This window comes from Streptomyces sp. NPDC020362, from assembly GCF_040642095.1.
In the GTDB taxonomy this organism is placed as follows: Bacteria; Actinomycetota; Actinomycetes; order Streptomycetales; family Streptomycetaceae; genus Streptomyces.
This window is the reverse complement of the sequence record NZ_JBFAET010000039.1, coordinates 44,168-62,556: the sequence shown is the minus strand read 5'-3', so window position 1 is coordinate 62,556 and position 18,389 is coordinate 44,168. Positions and strand designations below refer to the sequence as shown.

The following is an 18,389-nucleotide window of genomic DNA, read 5'->3' as shown; positions in this document are numbered from 1 at the left end:
CTCGCTCGGTCGCGGCCGTCGGTCGCGGCCGAGCGGACGAGTGCGGACATGGGGCGGCGCCCGTCGGAGAACCGATGGGCGCCGCCGCATGCTGTCCGCGGCCCCGCTCTGTCAGTGCCGACCCGCACAATGGATTGCGGAACGCGGAGTGTGACGGAAGGGCGGCGTGACCCATGACCGTGTGGGACGACCTCGTCGGGCAGGAGAAGGTGAGCGCGGTGCTCGACGCCGCCGCGCGGGACGCCGACGCCCTCGTCACGGCCGCCGCGGCGGCCGAGCCGCTGCCGGAGGCGTCGAAGATGACCCACGCCTGGCTGTTCACGGGCCCGCCCGGCGCGGGCCGGAACCAGGCGGCGCGGGCCTTCGCCGCGGCCCTGCAGTGCGTGAGCCCCGACCGCGCGCTCGGCGGGTCCCCCGGCTGCGGCTTCTGCGACGGCTGTCACACCGCCCTGCTCGGCACCCACGCGGACGTCACCACGGTCGCCGCCGTCGGTTCCGAGATCCTGGTGAAGGACATGCGGGACACGGTCCGCAAGTCGTTCACCGCCCCGGCGAACGGCCGCTGGCAGATCATCCTGGTCGAGGATGCCGAGCGGCTGAACGAGAAGTCGGCCAACGCCGTCCTCAAGGCGGTGGAGGAGCCCGCCCCCCGTACGGTCTGGCTGCTGTGCGCCCCCTCCATCGAGGACGTCCTGCCCACGATCCGCTCCCGCTGCCGCCACCTGAATCTGCGGACGCCCTCGGTCGCCGCGGTCGCCGACATGCTCGTACGCCGCGACGGGATCGAACCCGGCGTCGCCACGGCCGCCGCCCGTGCCACCCAGGGCCATGTCGACCGGGCCCGCCGCCTGGCCACCGACCCGGCGGCCCGCGAGCGCCGCGCCGCCGTGCTCAAGCTCCCGCTGCGTGTGGACGAGGTCGGTGCCTGCCTCAGGGCGGCCCAGGAACTGGTCGACGCGGCCGCCGAGGACGCCAAACAGCTCGCCGAGGAGATGGACGGCAAGGAGACCGAGGAGCTGAAGGCGGCGCTGGGCGCGGCCCAGGGCGGTCGGCTGCCGCGCGGTACGGCCGGTGTGATGAAGGACCTGGAGGACATGCAGAAGCGCCGCAGAACCCGTACGCAGCGCGACAGCCTCGACGTCGCCCTCGGCGACCTGACCGGTTTCTACCGCGACGTCCTCGCCCTCCAGCTCGGCTCCCGGGTCGCGATCGCCAACGGGGACGCCGAGGACGCCCTGGACCGGCTGGCGCGCGGCAGCAGCCCGGAGTCCACGCTCCGCCGCATCGAGGCGATCGCCGCCTGCCGGGAGGCGCTGGACCGCAACGTGGCCCCGCTGCTGGCGGTGGAGGCGATGACGATGGCCCTGCGGGCGGGGTGAACCGGGCGTACGGTGGTTGACGCACTGCATCCCCCGTACGAGGCCACGGCCCGCCCGCGCCGTATCCCCCGTACGAGGCCATGGCTCGCACGCACCGCACCCACCCCGTTGCTCACCGTTACGCTCGTCCGATGCACACCTGGTCATCCCTCCGCCGGAACCGCCGGACCCGAACCGGAACTCGGACCGGAAACCGAACCCGGACGACCGCGCGCGTCTCGGGCATCTTCCTCGCGGCCGCCGCGCTGCTCGTGTCCGCCTGTTCCTCCGGGAGCTCGACCACGTCGTCCGGTGATGCGGCGGAGGCGGCGCTGGCCGCACTGCCGCGTGCCACGCCGTCGGCACTGTCCCCGTACTACACACAGCACCTGAGCTGGCACAGCTGCGGCGCCCCGGGCTTCCAGTGCGCCACGATGAAGGCCCCGCTGGACTACGCCCACCCCGGCGCGGGCGACATCCGGCTCGCCGTCGCCCGCAAGAAGGCCACCGGCAAGGGCAAACCGCTCGGCTCACTGCTGGTCAACCCGGGCGGCCCGGGCGGCTCGGCGATCGCCTACCTCCAGCAGTACGCGGGCATCGGCTACCCCGCCGGCGTCCGCGCCCGCTACAACATGGTGGCCATGGACCCGCGGGGCGTCGCCCGCAGCGAGCCCGTCGAATGCCTGAGCGGGCGCCAGATGGACACCTACACCCAGACGGACACCACCCCCGACGACCAGGCGGAGACGAACACGCTGGTCGGCGAGTACAAGAAGCTCGCCGAGAGCTGCGGGGCGCACTCGGCGCGCCTGCTGCGGCACGTGTCCACCGTCGAGGCCGCCCGGGACATGGACGTCCTGCGGGCGGTGCTGGGCGACCCGAAGCTGAACTACGTCGGCGCGTCGTACGGCACCTTCCTCGGGGCGACGTACGCCGGTCTGTTCCCGGACCGGGTGGGCCGCGTGGTGCTGGACGGCGCGATGGACCCGGACCTCGACTCGCGCAAGCTGAACCTGGAGCAGACGGCCGGCTTCGAGACGGCGTTCCAGGCCTTCGCGAAGGACTGCGTACGGCAGAGCGACTGCCCGCTCGGCGGCAAGGGCACGACGCCCGCGCAGGTCGGCAACCACCTCACGGCCTTCTTCCGCAAGCTGGACGCCCACCCCATCCCGGCGGACCACCGCAAGCTCACCGAGTCGCTGGCCACCACCGGGGTGATCGCGGCGATGTACGACCAGGCGACCTGGGGAGAGCTGCGCGAGGCGCTGCACTCGGCGATGAAGAACAACGACGGCGCGGGCCTGCTGGCTCTGTCCGACAGCTACTACGAGCGCGACGCGAACGGCCACTACAGCAACCTGATGATGGCCAACGCCGCCGTGAACTGCCTCGACCTGTCACCCGCGTTCACCAGCCCCGAGCAGGTGAAGAAGGCCCTGCCCGCGTTCGAGAAGGCGTCCCCGGTCTTCGGCGCGGGCCTGGCCTGGGCCTCGCTGAACTGCGCGTACTGGCCGGTGAAGGCCACGGGCGAGCCGCACCGCATCGAGGCGAAGGGCGCGGCTCCCATCGTGGTCGTCGGCACCACCCGCGACCCGGCGACCCCCTACCCCTGGGCCGAGTCCCTCGCCCGCCAGCTCGCCTCGGGCCACCTGCTGACCTACGTCGGCGACGGCCACACCGCCTACGGCCGCGGCAGCACCTGCATCGACTCCGCGATCGACACCTACCTCCTGCACGGCACCCCGCCGGCCCACGGAAAGCGCTGCTCATAGCGCCTCGCGCCCGCCCCGGATCCCGTGCTCCGGGGCGTGTGCGAAGCACCCTCGGAAACTGTGTAGACTTACCGACGTTGCTGATCGCACCATAGTGCGGGCAGCGCGCCGCTTTAGCTCAGATGGCCAGAGCAACGCACTCGTAATGCGTAGGTCTCGGGTTCGAATCCCGAAAGCGGCTCTCTTCTGGAACCCCAGGTCAGGCACTACTTGACCTGGGGTTCTGTCGTTCCGTGGAGGCGACGGCAGTGCCGGGTGCGTTCCCGCCGCCGCTGGTCACGTCCGCCGCGCCGCCCCGTCCGGAGGTGTTGCCGGTCGGCTTCCGCGCAGCGGTGCTATCAAGGGTGTATGGAGGTATTTTCCGGGCGCCCTCGGAGCCCGGAACGTCATCCGCTCAACGGGCGCTCACGGCAACACCGGGACTCCCTGCTGGACCTGCACAGCGCGGCCGGTCAAGTGTTCCTTCTCCAGGTCGTCATCGTGGTCCTGCTGGTCGTGGTCGCGGTGTGGGCCATGGTGCTCCAGACGGCGCGTGACGCGGTGCGGCAGGGGCGTCGTGATGCGGTGGTCGCGGCCCAGGCGTTCGCGAGTGCCCCCGGCACGGCCGAGGCGCTGCGCGGCCGTGATCCGACGGCAGTGCTCCAGCCGCGGGCCGAGGAGGCCCGCAAACGCGCGGGCGTGGACTTCATCGTCGCCATGAACACGCAGGGGATTCGTTACACGTATCCCTATCCGCGGGAGATCGGTAAGAAGTTCGTCGGCACCATTGCACCGGCACTGAAGGGCCGCACCGTCGTCGAGCAGGCCGGCGGGCCGCCGCTGCCCGCGGGCAGGGGGACGGACGTGCAGGCGGTGGTCCCGGTGACCGACTCGCACGGCACGGTGGTCGGCCTGGTCTCCGCCGGAATCACGGTCAAGAACGTGGCGGCACTGTGGCTGCCGCAGCTGCCGATCATCCTGGGCAGCGGTGCGGCCGCGCTGGCGCTGGCCGTGACGGGAACGACGCTGGTGTCCCGGCGGCTGCGGCGGCAGACCCACGGCATGGCTCCCGCGGAGCTGGCGCAGCTGTACGAGCACCACGACGCGGTCCTGCACGCGGTGCGGGAAGGAGTGCTGATCACCGGCGCCGACGGACGACTGCTGCTGGCCAACGACGAGGCGGCACGGCTGCTCGAACTGCCGGCGGGCGCGCGGGGGCGCCCGGTGCGGGAGCTGGGACTGGCGGAGCCGATCACGCGACTGCTGTCGTCGCCGGAGGCGGTCACCGATGAGGTGCGTCTCGTGGGGGACCGGTTGCTGGCGGTGAACAAGCGGCCGACGTACCCGCAGGCCGACCGGGGAGGCAGCGTGGTGACCCTGCGGGACACCACGGAGCTGGCGGCGGTCTCGGGGCGCGCCGCGGTCGCGCGGGAGCGGCTGAAGCTGCTGTACGAGGCCGGGGTGGGGATCGGCACGACTCTGGACGTGGGGCGTACGGCCCAGGAGCTGGCCGACGTTGTGGCGCCGCAGTTCGCCGACCTGGTGACGGTGGACCTGCTCGACGCGGTACTGAGGGGTTGGGAGCCGACTGCGGAGGGCTGGCGGCATCTGCGCCGGGCCGCGATCGGCGGAGAACAGCGGATGATCCCGGTGTATCCGGTGGGTGAGGTGATCACGTTCTCGCACCGGACGCCGCAGATGCGGACGCTGCAGGAGCGCCGGGTCGTGCTGGAGACGGACCTGCGGCAGGCACAGGGCTGGCGGGAACAGGATCCGGAGCGCGCCCGGAAGTCCCTGGAGTGCGGGTTGCGTTCGCTGCTGGCCGTACCGCTGCGGGCGCGGAACGTACCGCTGGGCGTGGTGAACTTCTACCGGACGGCTGATTCCCCGGCGTTCGAGCCGGAGGATCTCTCCTTCGGGGAGGAACTGGCCGCGCGGGCGGCCCTGGCCATCGACAATGCCCGGAGGTTCACCCGGGAGCACGCGATGGCGGTGACGCTGCAGCGCAGTCTGCTGCCGCGGGCACAGCCGGACCAGGACGCACTCGAGGTGGCCTGGCGGTATCAGCCCGCGGAGGCCGGGGTGGGCGGGGACTGGTTCGACGTCATTCCGCTGCCGGGCGCTCGGGTGGCCCTGGTCATGGGTGACGTCGTCGGTCACGGGCTGCACGCGGCGGCGACGATGGGCCGGTTGCGCACCGCGGTGCACAACTTCGCCACCCTGGACCTCCCCGTGGAGGAGGTGCTCGGGAACCTGGACGACCTCGTCGCCCGCATGGACAACGAGGAGAAGGCGGGCGATGCCGCCGACGGTCACGAGGGGGAGGGGGTGACCGGCGCGACCTGTCTCTACGCGGTCTACGACTCGGTGGCGGGAGTCTGCACGATGGCCCGCGCGGGACATCCGGAACCGGTGGTGGTGCGTCCGGACGGGACGGTCACCTGTCCTGGCGTCCCGGCTTCGACGCCTCTCGGCCTGGGCGGCTACCCCTTCGAGACCGCCGAGTTCTCCCTGCCGGAGGGTTCACAACTGGTGCTCTACACCGACGGCCTGGTGGAGGACCGCACCCACGACATCGACGTCGGGATGGAGAGGCTGCGCCGGGCACTGGACGGTTCCGGGCGCCGCACCCCGGAGGAGACGTGTCAGGCGTTGATCGACGCGCTGAAGCCGTCGCACTCCTTCGACGACATCGCGCTGCTGACGGCGCGTACCCGGATGTTCCCGCCCTCGCGCGTGGCCGAGTGGGAGGTGCCGTCGGACCCGGCGGTGGTTCCCTCGGTGCGGGCGCGGTGCAGGGAGACGTTGCGGGAGTGGGGACTGGAGGAGACCGGATACGCCACGGAACTGATCCTCAGCGAACTGGTGACGAACGCGATCCGGTACGGCTCGCCGCCGGTCGGTGTGCGACTGCTGCACGGACGCTGTCTGATCTGTGAGGTGTCGGACGGCAGCGGCACCTCGCCGCGTCTGCGGCGGGCGGCGACCATGGACGAAGGCGGGCGGGGACTGTTCCTGGTGGCGCAGTTCGCCCAGCGATGGGGAACGCGGTACACGGCGCGCGGCAAGGTCATCTGGACGGAACAGTCCCTCCACGACGGCACGTCCGCCGCCACGAGCCACGCACCGGTCGACTTCCTCCTCGACCAGTTCGACGATCACGGGTGACCGTCCTCCGCTCAATGGGCGCGGCGCTCGTACACCGTCACCCTGCGGCCGCGTACCTGCTCGTCCGCGACCACGGTGAAGTAGCTCCTGAGCACCGAGGTCTTCACCCTGTCCCGTTCCGCGGACACCGGCTTCGCGACCTCGGTCGCGTCCGTGACCAGCAGGATGCGGTGCTGGGCCAGCATCGCCGCGCGGATCCGGTCGGGGCCGGCCTCCACACCCTTCAGGGTCCCGGAGTCCTCGGGGCCGTCCCGCAGGGCGATGTCGTTCAGGCCGGTGAACTTCCCGGGGGAGACCAGCGCGGTGTCGCGCCGCGCGGCCGGTACGAAGAGCACCGCGTCCCCGGTCTGCTTGAGCCGCTGTACGTCCGCCGCCACCGACAGGACGTCGTCCACCCGGCTGGAGGCGGAACGCTTGGCCAGCGACTGCGGCAGCAGGGCCACCAGCGCCGCGGCGAGAGCCACGGGAAGGATCCACCGGGACGCTCGCGGGAAGCGGGGCGCGGCCGCCCGTACCGCGCCGCCCAGCGCCGCCCCGATCAGCAGGGCCAGACCCAGCAGGCTGAACAGCACGTAGCGGTCGAGGAACAGTGGCTGGATCAGGGAGAGCCCGATCAGGGTGAGCTGGGGCAGCGCCAGGAGGGGCAGGCCGACGGCCGCGGCCGACAGGCGGCCCGACTGCGGACGGTCCAGCAGGGCTCCCAGGCCGCCGATCGCCAGCAGTACCGCCGGGCCGATCAGCATGTGCCATGTCAGCGGCGGGATCCAGGAGATCTGGTCGGACTGGCTCCGGCTGAACAGGATCAGTGGCAGCACACCCGTCGTGGCGGCCGCCGAGGCCGCTGCCCAGCGCATCCACACCCGGCGCCCGGCCCGCGTCCAGATCAGGGTCGCCGCGTGCGCCGGCAGGATCATCAGCGACAGCCAGTTGAGCAGGCCGCACAGCAGGACGGCGCCGCCGTACGCCGCCCAACGGAGCCCATGGCAGCGGCCGTTGAGCGAAGTCACCAGGAGCAGCGTCGAGATCGCCGCTCCGGCCGCGACCAGCGCGTACGGCCGCCCCTCCTGGAGGTAGAACTGCACGGCCGGCAGGAGCCCCAGGGCCAGGCCGGCGCCCAGTCCTGTCCACGGTCCGGCCAGCCGGTGGCCGATGACCGTCACACAGGCCGCCGCCACGGCCATGGCCAGCACGGAGGGCAGCCGCAGGGTCGTGGTGCCGGGTCCGAAGACCTCGAAGAGACCGTGCATCAGCAGGTAGTAGAGGCCGTGCACGGCGTCGACATGGCTCAGCATGCGCGAGATCTCGGGGACGGACCGCTCGGCCACCTGCCAGGTCGCGGCCTCGTCCCGCCACACACTGTGCTGGCGGGCCAGTCCCCACAGGCCGAGGGCCAGGGTCCACAGGACCGGGAGCAACCAGATGGGCAGCCTGGGCAGGCGGCGCCGCCGGACGGCTATGTGGGATGTCATGAAGTTGTCGAGGCCCCCGAAGTAGTGGTGCGAACCGGTCGTGAGCGGTGCGCGGTCGTCAGGAAGAGTCCCCGGGCGGCTCGGCGGGTTGCGTCGAGCGGGAAAAGGAGCAGGCCCGGCGGGAGGAGAGAGCGGGAGAAGATCCATCACCCGGGCGGGTGTCCGGCAGCAGCGGGGATCCTTGGTGAGGTGCATGGCAGGGCGGCCCTCGCCCGCCTCGTGGCCGGGTGGCCCTCGTCCGCCTCGTGGCCTCCGGCCGGCGCGCGCCTCCCGGCGGTGCCGGCCGAACGCGGCTGCCCGGTCCTGTGGGCCCGGACGCGGTGCCCGGGGGCGTCCGCCGGGTTGCGGGGCCTCGCGCAGTGCGCAGGGAAAGGCAAGCAAACGCACGGACAAAACCAGAGCAAAGGGGCTGTCAAGTGAACCGGGCTCCAGTGAACCGGCACCCTTGAGGCAACATCTTGGTGAACGGCGAGCACTGCGCGGTCGGGACGCGGTGCCGCCGTCTGCCGGATGGGGTGAGGGACGTGGTGGAGCCGAGGATCGCGGTCGCCGTGGTGACCATGGGCAACCGGCCCGCCGAAGTCGACGCCCTGCTGCAGTCCGTGGCCAAGCAGGACATCGAACCCGCCCGCATCGTGATCGTCGGCAACGGCTGCCGGCTGCCCGAGTTCGCCGCCCGGCTGTCCCTGCCCGGCCGGGTCACCACCATCGACGTCGAGGAGAACCTCGGATGCCCGGGCGGGCGGAACGTGGCCCTCGCCCGGCTGCGCGAGTACGGCGATGTCGACGTCGTGGTGGAACTGGACGACGACGGGCTGCTCGTGGACGTCGACGTGCTGCGCCGGGTGCGTGAGCTGTACGCGGCCGACCCGCGCCTGGGCATCGTCGGCTTCCGCATCGCCGACGAGCACGGCGAGACCCAGCAGCGGCACGTGCCCAGGGTGGGCAAGTCCGATCCGATGCGCGGCGGTGACGTGACGGGCTTCCTCGGCGGCGGACACGCCCTGAGCATGGAGATGCTGGCCGAGACCGGTGACTGGCCCGCCGAGTTCTTCTTCGCGCACGAGGAGACCGACCTGGCCTGGCGGGCCGCCGACGCCGGCTGGCGGATCCGCTACGTCCCCGAACTGCTCCTCCAGCACCCCAAGACCTCGCCGGCCCGGCATGCCATCTACTACCGCGTCAACGCCCGCAACCGCGTCTGGCTCGTCCGGCGCCGGCTGCCGCTGCCGCTCATCCCGGTGCATCTGGGGGTGTGGACGCTGCTCACCCTCGCCCGCACCCGGTCGGTGGCCGGGCTGCGCGCCTGGTTCGGTGGATTCATGGAGGGGCTGCGGGAGCCTGCCGGTGAGCGCCGGCCCATGCACTGGCGGACGGTGTGGCGGCTCACCCGGCTGGGGCGCCCGCCCGTCGTCTGAGCCGCGGGCACGCAGGGTTCGAGGGGGCCGGGCAGGGGCCGACGGGGTCTGAGCAGACATCGAGCAGGGTCCGAGCCGGGGATGCGAGGGTGCGGGACAGGGCCCCGGTCGTTCACCTCCGCCGACCGGGGCCCACTCACGTCCCCGGACCAGGCCTGCGGCGACACTCCCCCGAGTTGCGCGACACAGCGCGCGCGCCGATGAGCCGGATCCGATGGAATGATCACATCAGGGCTCACCAACAGATCGCTAACATGTGGCCAACGGTTCCTCCGCAGGCCGCGAACCGGTTGGCCGGAAGCCGTCCGGAGGCGGCGGCAGCAAGCCGGACCCTAACGGAGTCCGGCCTCGACCGGCAGGCATGCGGCGGGAAACCGTTGAGGACGGGGCGGAATTCCGCCAGGGAACGGCGGGCGCGCGCCCGCACAGCACGGTCGGACAGGACCGCGGGAAGGCAGTGGCGGCGTGATGCGGCGATGCAAGCTGCGTTTCGGACTCCTGGGGCCGCCCATCCTCTACGACCGACCGCCGTACGGTATTTCGCACGACGCCGCCCGGGCTGCCTCGGCGGGCGCCTCCGGCGGCGTCCCCCTGCAGCCCGGTGACGCGGAATTCGGTGACGCGGAACCGGGTGACGCCCACGACGCCGCCCCCGACCACCTCGTGCACTCCATCGGCAGCCCCAAGGTGCGTGCCCTGCTCGCCGCGCTGCTGCTGGAGGCCGGCCGGGTGGTGTCGGTGGAGTCCCTGAAGGACGTCCTGTGGGGCGGGGCACCCCCCGTCTCGGCGCAGGCCTCGTTGCACAACCACGTCACCCGGCTGCGCCGTCTCCTGGACGACCCCGAGCGGCTCAGGGCCGTACCGCCCGGCTATCTGCTGCGGGTCGACGACGGCGAGTTGGACGTGCACGTGTTCGACGCCCGGGTCGTCGAGGCGCGTGCCGCGCACGCCCGGCGGGACTGGGCGGTCGTCGTGCGCGCCTGCACGGCCGGGCTCGCGCTCTGGCGCGGCACACCGCTCAGCGGCCTCCCCGCCGACCTCGGCGGCTACGCCTTCGTGCAGCGCCTGGAGGAGGCACGGCTGCTCCTGCTGGAGTGGCGGTACGACGCCGAACTCGCCCTCGGCGGTGCCCGGACGGCCGGGCTCGTCCCGGAGCTGACGGCGCTGGTCGCCGAGCATCCGCTGCGTGAGGCATACCACCGCCAGCTCATGCTCGTCCTGTACCGCACCGGCCGCCAGGCGGAGGCCCTGGCCGTCCACCGCGACCTGCGCGCCCGCCTCGTCGAGGAACTCGGGGTCGAGCCCGGCCACACAGTCCGCGAGGCCCACCTGGAGGTGTTGCGCACCTTCTCGCCCCCGAAGCCCGAGAACCCGGCCGCCGGACCCGTGCCTCTGCCCCCGCGCAGACCCGCCCCCGCGCAGGCCGACAGTGTTCCGTCCTGCGCCGACGGCGAACCGACCCCGACCCCGCCCAGGGCACCCGCCGCGGCGGACGGCAAGCCGGTCTCCCCGATTCCCCGGCCGCGCACCGACGCCGAGCCGGCTCTGCGTGGCACAGCGGTACGCGCCGATGCCGAGTCGGGTCTCCACAGCACACCGGCACGCGCAGACGCCCAGTCGGCCCTTCGCGGCGCTCCGGCACCTGTCGACGGCGGATCAGCCCCCCACGGCGCACCCGCACCCGTCGGTGCGGCATCCGCTCCCCAGGGGCCGCCCGCCCCGGCCCAGCTTCCCCCCGCCCCGGCCATCTTCGCGGGCCGAGCCGCCGAACTCCACGAGCTGCAGCAGACCCTCGCCACCCAGGAAAGCCGCCTCGCCGTGGTCAGCGGCATGGCCGGCGTCGGCAAGAGCGCCCTCGCCCTCCACGTCTCCCATGCGTTGCGGGAGCGTTTTCCCGACGGCCAGCTGTACGTCAACCTGCACGGCGCCACCCCCGGCATGCCCCCGCTCACCACCGCCCAGGCCCTCACCGCACTCCTGCGCGACCTCGGTGCCGAGCCCCGCAACATCCCCGAACACCCGGACGCGGCCGCCGCCCTGCTCCGCTCGCTCCTCGCCCCGGCCCGCATCCTCCTGGTGCTGGACGACGCGGCGAGCGCGGCCCAGGTGCGTCCCCTGCTGCCGGCCGGCCCCGGCTGCGCCGTGATCGTCACCAGCCGCTCGCCACTGACCGCACTGGACGGCGCCCGCCGCTTCCCGCTCGGCCCGCTCAGCGGGGAGGACAGCGCGGCGCTGCTCCGCGCGGTGAGCGGACGCGCGGGGCTCCATGCGGACCACGCCCTGGTCGAGCTGACCGGCAGACTCCCGCTCGCGCTGCGGGTCGTCGCCGCCCGCCTGGCCGCCCGCCGGGCGCTGACCCCGGAGGTGCTGGCCGGGCAACTGGCTGCCACCGAGGGCCGGTTGCACCACCTGGAGTACGACGACCTGAGCGTCCGCCGCTCCCTGGCCGTCGCCCACGACGCGCTCGCCGCCGCCGAACGCGAGGCCGACCGGGACGCGGCCCTCGTCCTGCGCCACATCGGCGCCCTCGACCTCTCCACCTACGGCGCCCCGCTGATCGCCCGCCTCACCGGCACCGACGAGCGCCGTGCCGAGGCCGCGCTGGACCGGCTGGTCGACGTGGCCCTGCTGGAGGAGACGTCGTACGGCCGCTACACCCCGCACGACCTGGTGCGCGACTTCGCCCGCGAACTGGCCGGCAAGAGCCCGCAGCCCTGCGCCGACGCCGATCTCATCGCCCTGCGCTGGTACTCCGCCGTCGCCGAGCGTGTCCTGGTCGCCATCGTGGAGGCCGGGCTCGACCAGGAGGACCGCCGGCGGCCCACCGCCGCCGAGCCGCCGGAGCACGCGGCGGACGTGGCCGCCCTGACGACCTTCGAGTCCACCGACATGGCCTTCGCCTGGGGCGAGGTGGAGCTGGAGAACATCGTCGCGCTGGTGGAGCGCAACGCGGACACGGCCGACGAGCGCCGCGCCGCTCATCTCTCCGCGCTCGTACGGCTGTTCTTCCCCTATGTGCAGCGCAGCGGCCGGGTCGCCGAGATGGAGGTGCTGGGGCGGGCCGCGCTCGGTACGGCACGGCGGCTCGGGGACGCGCCGGCGGAGGCGTACGCGCTGGTCGACCTCGCGGGCCTGCACTTCCTGACCGGCCGGCAGAACGACGCCCTCGCCCTCACCGACCAGGCCCTCGTCATCTGGCGGCGGCTCGGCAGGGTCTCCTGGATCCGGCGCAGCCTGAACAACCGCGGGCTGCTCCTGGAGGGGCTCGGGCGGTTCGCGGAGTCCGGGGAGGCGCTGCGGCAGAGCCTCGGCTACTCCCGCCGGCTGAACGACCCCTACGGCGAGGCCGTCACCTACAGCCACCTCGGCAACCTCTACGAGCACACCGACCCGCGGTCCGCCATCGAACAGCACCGGCGTTCGCTGGCGATCGGGGACGCGATCGGCGCGGTCATCGTGCAGCACTCGGCGCACTGCAACATCGGCTACGCGCAGCTCACCCTCGGAGAACCGGCCTCCGCGGCCCGGCACTTCGAGGAGAGCCTGCGCATCCTCGGCGGCCACGGCGACTGGCACGGCGAGTCACGGACCCGGCTCGGTCTGGTCCGCGCGCTGCGGCAGCTGGGCGAGTCCGAGCGGGCCACCCACGAGTGCACCGAGCTGCTGCACCGGGCCGACGCCCGGGCCGACCGCTACATCGGCGGCCTCGCCCGCCACCAGCACGGGCTTCTGCTGCGCGAGCAGGGGCGGCGGCCGGAGGCGTACGACACCTGGCGCGCGGCTCTCACGGCGCTGGCCGGAACGGACGAGCAGACGGTGCTGGAGGAGCTGCGCGAGCTGCTGGCCGACTGCAGCGCGCCGTGAACGGAGGCCGACGTGCCGTGAACGGAATGCGCCGTGCCGACAACGGAGTTCACCCTGCCGTGAATGTAATTCACCGTGCCGTCAACGGGGTTCACCGTGCCGTCAACGGCGCTCACTTGGCGTCGGCATAGCACTCGACCACCGCCGTCGTGAACGGGAAGCGCACCGGGGTGTCGCCGAAGGTCAGCCGTCCGGCCAGGTCGGAGGCGTCCCGGATGGCCCGGACGACCGTGTCGGCCTCCTCGGCCGGGCAGTGCACGATGACCTCGTCGTGCTGGAAGAAGACCAGCTCGGCCGAGAGGTCTGCGCAGGCCCGGCGCAGCGCGGCGAGCAGCAGCAGGGCCCAGTCGGCGGCGCTGCCCTGCACGACGAAGTTCCGCGCGAAGCGGCCCCGCGCACGGGAGTTGGTGGAGGCGTAGCCGGGGACCCAGGCCTGGCCCTCGGAGTCGTCCTCGCCGACCGGGATGCCGGCCTCCTCCGACGCGTCCTCGCCCGCCGGGGCGGCGGGCGGGCAGGTGCGGCCCAGCCAGGTGCGTACGAGCCGGCCCTCCTCCCCGGCCCGCGCGGCCTCGTCGACGTAGGCGACCGCGCGGGGGAAGCGGCGGCGCAGCGCGGCGAGGTTCTTCAGGCCGTCGCCGGAGGTCTGGCCGTAGACCGCGCCGAGCACGGCGATCTTGGCCTGGTCACGGTCGCCGGAGAAGGCGTGGTCGGAGACGGACTGGTAGAGGTCGCTCGCCCGGCCGGCGACCTCCATCAGGCCGGGGTCGCGGGAGATCGCGGCGAGCACGCGCGGCTCCATCTGGTCGGCGTCGGCCACGACCAGCCGCCAGCCGGGGTCGGCGACCACGGCCCGCCGGATCACCTTGGGGATCTGCAGCGCGCCCCCGCCGTTGGTCACCCAGCGCCCGGTGACCGTGCCGCCGGCGAGGAACTCCGGCCGGAACCGGCCCTCACGCACCCAGTCCTGCAGCCAGGACCAGCCGTGTGCGACCCAGATGCGGTACAGCTTCTTGTACTCCAGCAGGGGTTCGACGGCCGGGTGGTCGAGGGACCGGATCTCCCAGCGGCGGGTGGACTTCACCTTGATCCCGGCCTGCGCGAAGGCCTTGATCACGTCGGCGGGCAGGTCGGGCCGCACCCGGCGGCCGAAGGCCGCGGACACCTCGTCCGCCAGTTCGGCCAGGCGGCGCGGCTCGCCGCCGCCCGCGTACCGCTCGCCGAGCAGGTCGTGCAGCAGCTCGCGGTGGACCTCGGCGCTCCAGGGGAGGCCGGACCGGTTCATCTCGGCCGCCACCAGCATCCCCGCCGACTCCGAGGCGGTCAGCAGTCGCATCCGGTCGGGGTGGGTGGTCTTCTCGTGCCGCCGCTGCTGCTCGGCATAGACCGCGAGGAGGTCGTCGAGGGGCATGCGGGTGCCGGACGGCTCGAACAGCGGGGACTGGGCGCCCGGTTCGGCCGAGCGCTGGGGCGGGTCGGGCGGTACGGGGCCGCCGCGGAGGCGGGCCAGGGCGGCGGCGGCCGAGCGTGGCTCGCCGGACCGGCCCTCGTGGCCCAGCAGGAGTGTCTCGGCGTCCTCGATGTCGTAGCACCGCTCCACTCGCACCCCCGTGGCGAGCAGACGCGGGTAGACCTCGGCGGTCGACCGCCACACCCAGCGTGACACCTCCGGACGGCTCCGCACCGCCCCGGCGAGATCGCTCTCCCGCCGAACCGGACCGGCGGGCAGCCCGTCCGGGCCGAGGGGGGCGACGTCCACGCCACCGTCCTCGGCCGGCGCGAGTGCCCACCGGTCGGTCATATCCGTGAGTGTGGCAGGCTGCACTGACAATCGGCCTGACCTGCGGCTTCAGTCCTCCCTACGGTCCATGGGGCCGGTCTTCGGCCCGGCTGCCGTCGGCGCCTCCTGCTGCTGCTCCAGCAGCAACGCCAGAATCCTGCCGACGTAGTCGTCGGTCGCCTCCTTGGTGATGCCGAGCCCGCTGAGGACGCCTTCGCCGTTCTCGTGCTCCAGCAGGGCCAGCAGGAGGTGCTCGGTGCCGATGTAGTTGTGCCCGAGCCGGAGCGCCTCGCGGAAGGTGAGTTCCAGGACCTTCTTGGCCTCCGGGCCGTAGGGGACGAGGTCGGGGACCTCCTCCGCGGCGGGCGGGAGCGCGGCGGCCGCGGCCTGGCGTACGGCGTCCAGCACGACGCCCTGCGCGGTGATCGCCTTCGCGGCCAGGCCCTCCGGCTCGGCCAGCAGCCCCAGGACCAGGTGTTCGGGGCGGCCCTCGGGGGTGCGTGCCGCCACCGCCTCGTTGTGGGCGGCCATGACCACGTTCCGTGCGCGGGGGGTGTAGCGGCTGAAGCCCTGGGCCGCGTCGAGGTCGGCCGACTCCTTCGGCACGAACCGCTTCTGCGCCGCCTGCCGGGTCACGCCCATGCTCTTGCCGATGTCGGTCCAGGACGCACCCGAGCGGCGGGCCTGGTCCACGAAGTGGCCGATCAGGTGGTCGGCCACGTCACCGAGGTGATCGGCGGCGATCACCGCGTCCTGGAGTTGGTCGAGGGGTTCGGTGTGCACCGTCTTGATGGCCGCGATCAGGTCGTCGAGGCGTACGGATGCCGTGATGTTCGGATTGCTCGCCATGTGTCAACCGTAGGTTGCCACCCCCCGACTGTCAACCAGCGGTTGACAGTCGGGTTTTCCTTCCCGGCCCGGCCGTCCGGTGCCCGGCCACCGGGAAGGCGGTGTCGAAGAGGATCGCCCCGGGGGTGAGCAAGGTCATGACGGTGCCGCTCCGAGCCGCTCCGGGAGTACGACGGAGCCGGCCCCGTCGCGCCGCTCCCGAGGCTGTCCACAGGGTGTGGACAGCCTCGGGTCCCGCTGTCCGTGGCGCGTGGCACGATCGACGGTGTGACCAGCACTGCCAGCACCGTCGACCGGGCCCTGCGGGCCGCCCTGTACGACGACACGGACACCGGACTCGACACGGGCGCCTCCCTGCTCGCCGCCGACCTCGCCGCGGACGCCGAACTCGCGCGCCGGGGCGAGGAGTTCGTCGCGGCCGCCTGGCAGCGCGGCTGGCAGCCCGCGGACGTCGTACGGCTGGTGCGGCGGGAGCTGGACGACCTCCACGTACGTCTGGCCGCGGGCCTGATCCGGGCGCAGGCAGGGCGGGACCGCCCGCGCGGGCACCGCTGGGCCGGCCAGCTGGAGGCCCTGGCGGCGGACCCCGCGCGCCCGGGCGACCGTTTCTCGCACGCCACCGCCGTCCTGCAGCTGTACCGCCTGCTGCTGCGCCTGCCCGCCCTGGAGCCCCTGGAAGAACCCCGCCGCGTGCACGGGCCCGCCGCCTCGCGCATGCTCACCCGGATCCGCGCCCTGCTCGCCAAGGCCGAGGCGACCGGGTATCCGGAGGAGGCCGAGGCGCTGAGCGCCAAGGCGCAGGAGCTGATGGCCCGGCACAGCATCGACGAGGCGCTGCTGTCCGCCGGTGCTCCCGCGCCGGACGCGCCCGGTGCCTGCCGCATAGGCGTCGAGCCGCCGTACGAACAGGCCAAGGCGGTCCTCCTGGACGCAGTCGCCACCGCCAACCACTGCCGCGCGGTGTGGAACGAACCGCTGGCCTTCTCCACGGTCGTCGGTTTCGAGGCGGACCTGGAGGCGGTCGAGCTGCTCTACACCTCGCTGCTGGTGCAGGCCACGCACGCCATGAGCAAGGCGGAGGCCGCCCAGAGAGCCGGCGGCCGCAAGCGGACCAAGACCTTCCGGCAGTCGTTCCTCGCGGCCTACGCCCACCGTGTCGGGGACCGGCTCGCGGCGGCGGCCGAGACCCAGGTGACCCAGGACCTGCTGCCGGTCCTCGCCACCCGGGACATCGCCGTCGCCGGCCGGCTGGAGCGCATGTTCCCCGAGACGACCACGACCCGGCTGCGCGGCGTGAGCGACGCGGCCGGCTGGACGGAGGGTGCACGAGCGGCGGACCGGGCCCAGGTCAGAGCCCGCCCCAGGCTGCCGTGAGGCCCTGCACTGCCGTGAGGTCCCGTGCTGCCGCGAGGTCCGGTGTTGCCGTGCGGCCCCGTGCCGCCGTGAGGTCCCGTGCCGCCGTGCAGCTTCGCGCCGTCGTGCGGATGATCAGTCGCCGACCTGCTGGAAGGCGCTGATGGAGGCGTCCGGAGTGGTCGAGCCGCCCTTGGTGGCGACGGGACCGTAGGACCACGGGTAGCTCCGGGCGGAGTCGGAGCCGGGCAGGGCGATCTTCACGCTCTTCGCCGCCACGCTGGACTTGTCGCCCTCCTTGCCGCGCACGTAGGTGATGGTGAAGCTCGCCGAGTCGCCCTTGGCGAGCTTCAGCTTCTGCGCCTTCGCCCCCGGCTGCACGGGCACCTGCACGTCGGTGCCGCCCGTGTGCAGCAGGGCGTCCGGGAAGTGGTCCAGGACGCAGGGGGCGCTCTGGTTGGTGATGCTGACGGGCACCTCGCCCGTGTCGCCCGCCTTCGGGGCCATGCTCGCCGACCCGATCTGCACCGACACCCCGCCGATCTGGCAGGCGGAGCTGCTCTTGCCGTTCTTGCCGCCGCCGCTGTCGTTGCAGGCGGTCAGCAGGAGAGCGGCGGCGAGGGTGGTGACGGTGAGCGGAATGGCGCGCATGAGCAGGTCCCCATCGAGGTCGTGGCGGTCTTCCCGCATCATGGCCCATATGTCCCGGGCCCGATCACGCGGCCCGGCCGAATTCACCTCATTCCGGCGAGGACGGGCCCGCGCTTGACGCCGGGGAGGAAGCGGCCGGGAAGGTGACCGCCTCGGGCGGGCCGTCAGGACGCCGCGGGCCGCCCCGGGCGGGCCGTCAGGACACGGCGGGCGGGCCGTCAGGACGTGGCGGGCACCGAGGGCAGCCCGGAGGGGAGCTTGCCGCCGTCGGCCTTGGTGTAGGTCTCCTGGCCGAGGCTGCCCGACCAGGTCACCTTCATGCCGTCCTTGTTCACCGAGTCGACCATGCCGGTGACCCGGTCCTTGCTGCCGTCGGTGCAGGTCAGATGGATCATCTGCATGCCCGACTCGGCGCCCGCGGTGCCGCTGCACACGGATCCGCCGGTCGCGAAGAGCCCGGCCTTCTTCCCGGTGACCACCAGGGCCACGATCTTGCCCTTGCTGGTGGTGATCCAACTGCCCTGCAGCGAGTCGGAGGCGCCCGTCACCGCGCCCGTCGCGCTGCCGCTGGGCTTCGGGGTCGCGCTCGAACCGGACGCGGAGCCGTCCTTGGAGCCGCCCCCGCTGCACGCGGTCAGGACCAGCGCGCCCACCAGCCCCGCGGCCGCGGCCGCCGTCCGCACCCTTGCAGTCGCCGTCGTCACGTCAAGCTCCCAAGCTTCGGTGGCCGG

11 protein-coding genes and 1 tRNA gene are annotated in these 18,389 nt (G+C 73.1%); 7 read left to right on the top strand and 5 right to left on the bottom strand.

Going from position 1 to position 18,389, the window contains the following annotated elements; genetic code table 11:
• Positions 1 to 173 precede the first annotated feature (173 nt).
• The 4 genes from AB0H32_RS17410 to AB0H32_RS17395 all read left to right on the top strand — a co-directional run bounded on the left by AB0H32_RS17410 (position 174) and on the right by AB0H32_RS17395 (position 6,277).
• On the top strand, positions 174 to 1,379 hold the full coding sequence (locus AB0H32_RS17410) for a DNA polymerase III subunit delta' (RefSeq protein ID WP_361120565.1): 1,206 nt from the start codon (positions 174 to 176) through the stop codon (positions 1,377 to 1,379).
• Between the two features lie 131 nt (positions 1,380 to 1,510).
• Positions 1,511 to 3,130: an alpha/beta hydrolase gene (locus tag AB0H32_RS17405; protein WP_361120562.1), complete on the top strand. Its 1,620-nt coding sequence runs from the start codon at positions 1,511 to 1,513 to the stop codon at positions 3,128 to 3,130.
• Between the two features lie 107 nt (positions 3,131 to 3,237).
• A tRNA-Thr gene (locus AB0H32_RS17400) sits at positions 3,238 to 3,311 on the top strand.
• A gap of 167 nt (positions 3,312 to 3,478) precedes the next feature.
• Positions 3,479 to 6,277, top strand: coding sequence for a SpoIIE family protein phosphatase (locus AB0H32_RS17395; RefSeq protein WP_361120559.1), 2,799 nt, complete (start codon positions 3,479 to 3,481; stop codon positions 6,275 to 6,277).
• A gap of 11 nt (positions 6,278 to 6,288) precedes the next feature.
• On the opposite strand, the gene AB0H32_RS17390 is transcribed toward AB0H32_RS17395, so the two are convergent.
• Positions 6,289 to 7,746, bottom strand: coding sequence for a glycosyltransferase family 39 protein (locus AB0H32_RS17390; protein WP_361120556.1), 1,458 nt, complete (start codon positions 7,744 to 7,746; stop codon positions 6,289 to 6,291).
• Between the two features lie 524 nt (positions 7,747 to 8,270).
• Here AB0H32_RS17390 and AB0H32_RS17385 point away from each other — a divergent pair.
• Together AB0H32_RS17385 and AB0H32_RS17380 are read left to right on the top strand one after the other, a co-directional pair.
• Positions 8,271 to 9,164 carry a glycosyltransferase gene (locus AB0H32_RS17385; protein ID WP_361120553.1) on the top strand — a complete coding sequence of 298 codons (894 nt, stop codon included), beginning with the start codon at positions 8,271 to 8,273 and terminating at the stop codon, positions 9,162 to 9,164.
• A 468-nt stretch (positions 9,165 to 9,632) separates the two neighbouring features.
• Positions 9,633 to 13,028: a BTAD domain-containing putative transcriptional regulator gene (locus tag AB0H32_RS17380; protein ID WP_361120549.1), complete on the top strand. Its 3,396-nt coding sequence runs from the start codon at positions 9,633 to 9,635 to the stop codon at positions 13,026 to 13,028.
• A 112-nt stretch (positions 13,029 to 13,140) separates the two neighbouring features.
• Here AB0H32_RS17380 and AB0H32_RS17375 read toward each other — a convergent pair whose 3' ends face one another.
• On the bottom strand, positions 13,141 to 14,826 hold the full coding sequence (locus AB0H32_RS17375; RefSeq protein WP_361120546.1) for a bifunctional 3'-5' exonuclease/DNA polymerase: 1,686 nt from the start codon (positions 14,824 to 14,826) through the stop codon (positions 13,141 to 13,143).
• 48 nt (positions 14,827 to 14,874) lie between these two features.
• Positions 14,875 to 15,654 carry a Clp protease N-terminal domain-containing protein gene (locus AB0H32_RS17370; protein ID WP_361120543.1) on the bottom strand — a complete coding sequence of 260 codons (780 nt, stop codon included), beginning with the start codon at positions 15,652 to 15,654 and terminating at the stop codon, positions 14,875 to 14,877.
• 267 nt (positions 15,655 to 15,921) lie between these two features.
• Here AB0H32_RS17370 and AB0H32_RS17365 point away from each other — a divergent pair, with 267 nt between their 5' ends.
• Entirely contained in the window at positions 15,922 to 17,028 is a 1,107-nt protein-coding gene (locus tag AB0H32_RS17365) for a DUF2786 domain-containing protein (RefSeq protein WP_361120540.1), read from the top strand.
• 114 nt (positions 17,029 to 17,142) lie between these two features.
• On the opposite strand, the gene AB0H32_RS17360 is transcribed toward AB0H32_RS17365, so the two are convergent.
• Together AB0H32_RS17360 and AB0H32_RS17355 are read right to left on the bottom strand one after the other, a co-directional pair.
• Positions 17,143 to 17,658, bottom strand: coding sequence for a DUF4232 domain-containing protein (locus AB0H32_RS17360; RefSeq protein WP_361120582.1), 516 nt, complete (start codon positions 17,656 to 17,658; stop codon positions 17,143 to 17,145).
• A 218-nt stretch (positions 17,659 to 17,876) separates the two neighbouring features.
• Complete coding sequence (locus AB0H32_RS17355; RefSeq protein ID WP_361120537.1) at positions 17,877 to 18,362, bottom strand: hypothetical protein; 486 nt, start codon at positions 18,360 to 18,362, stop codon at positions 17,877 to 17,879.
• Between the last annotated feature and the right edge of the window lie 27 nt (positions 18,363 to 18,389).

Bases quoted from the DNA above. Each gene is read 5' to 3' on its own strand.
- AB0H32_RS17370 (WP_361120543.1), bottom strand. From the start codon at position 15,654: ATGGCGAGCAATCCGAACATCACGGCATCCGTACGCCTCGACGACCTG.
- AB0H32_RS17410 (WP_361120565.1), top strand. From the start codon at position 174: ATGACCGTGTGGGACGACCTCGTCGGGCAGGAGAAGGTGAGCGCGGTG.
- AB0H32_RS17360 (WP_361120582.1), bottom strand. From the start codon at position 17,658: ATGCGCGCCATTCCGCTCACCGTCACCACCCTCGCCGCCGCTCTCCTG.
- AB0H32_RS17390 (WP_361120556.1), bottom strand. From the start codon at position 7,746: ATGACATCCCACATAGCCGTCCGGCGGCGCCGCCTGCCCAGGCTGCCC.
- AB0H32_RS17405 (WP_361120562.1), top strand. From the start codon at position 1,511: ATGCACACCTGGTCATCCCTCCGCCGGAACCGCCGGACCCGAACCGGA.
- AB0H32_RS17380 (WP_361120549.1), top strand. From the start codon at position 9,633: ATGCGGCGATGCAAGCTGCGTTTCGGACTCCTGGGGCCGCCCATCCTC.
- AB0H32_RS17375 (WP_361120546.1), bottom strand. From the start codon at position 14,826: ATGACCGACCGGTGGGCACTCGCGCCGGCCGAGGACGGTGGCGTGGAC.
- AB0H32_RS17395 (WP_361120559.1), top strand. From the start codon at position 3,479: ATGGAGGTATTTTCCGGGCGCCCTCGGAGCCCGGAACGTCATCCGCTC.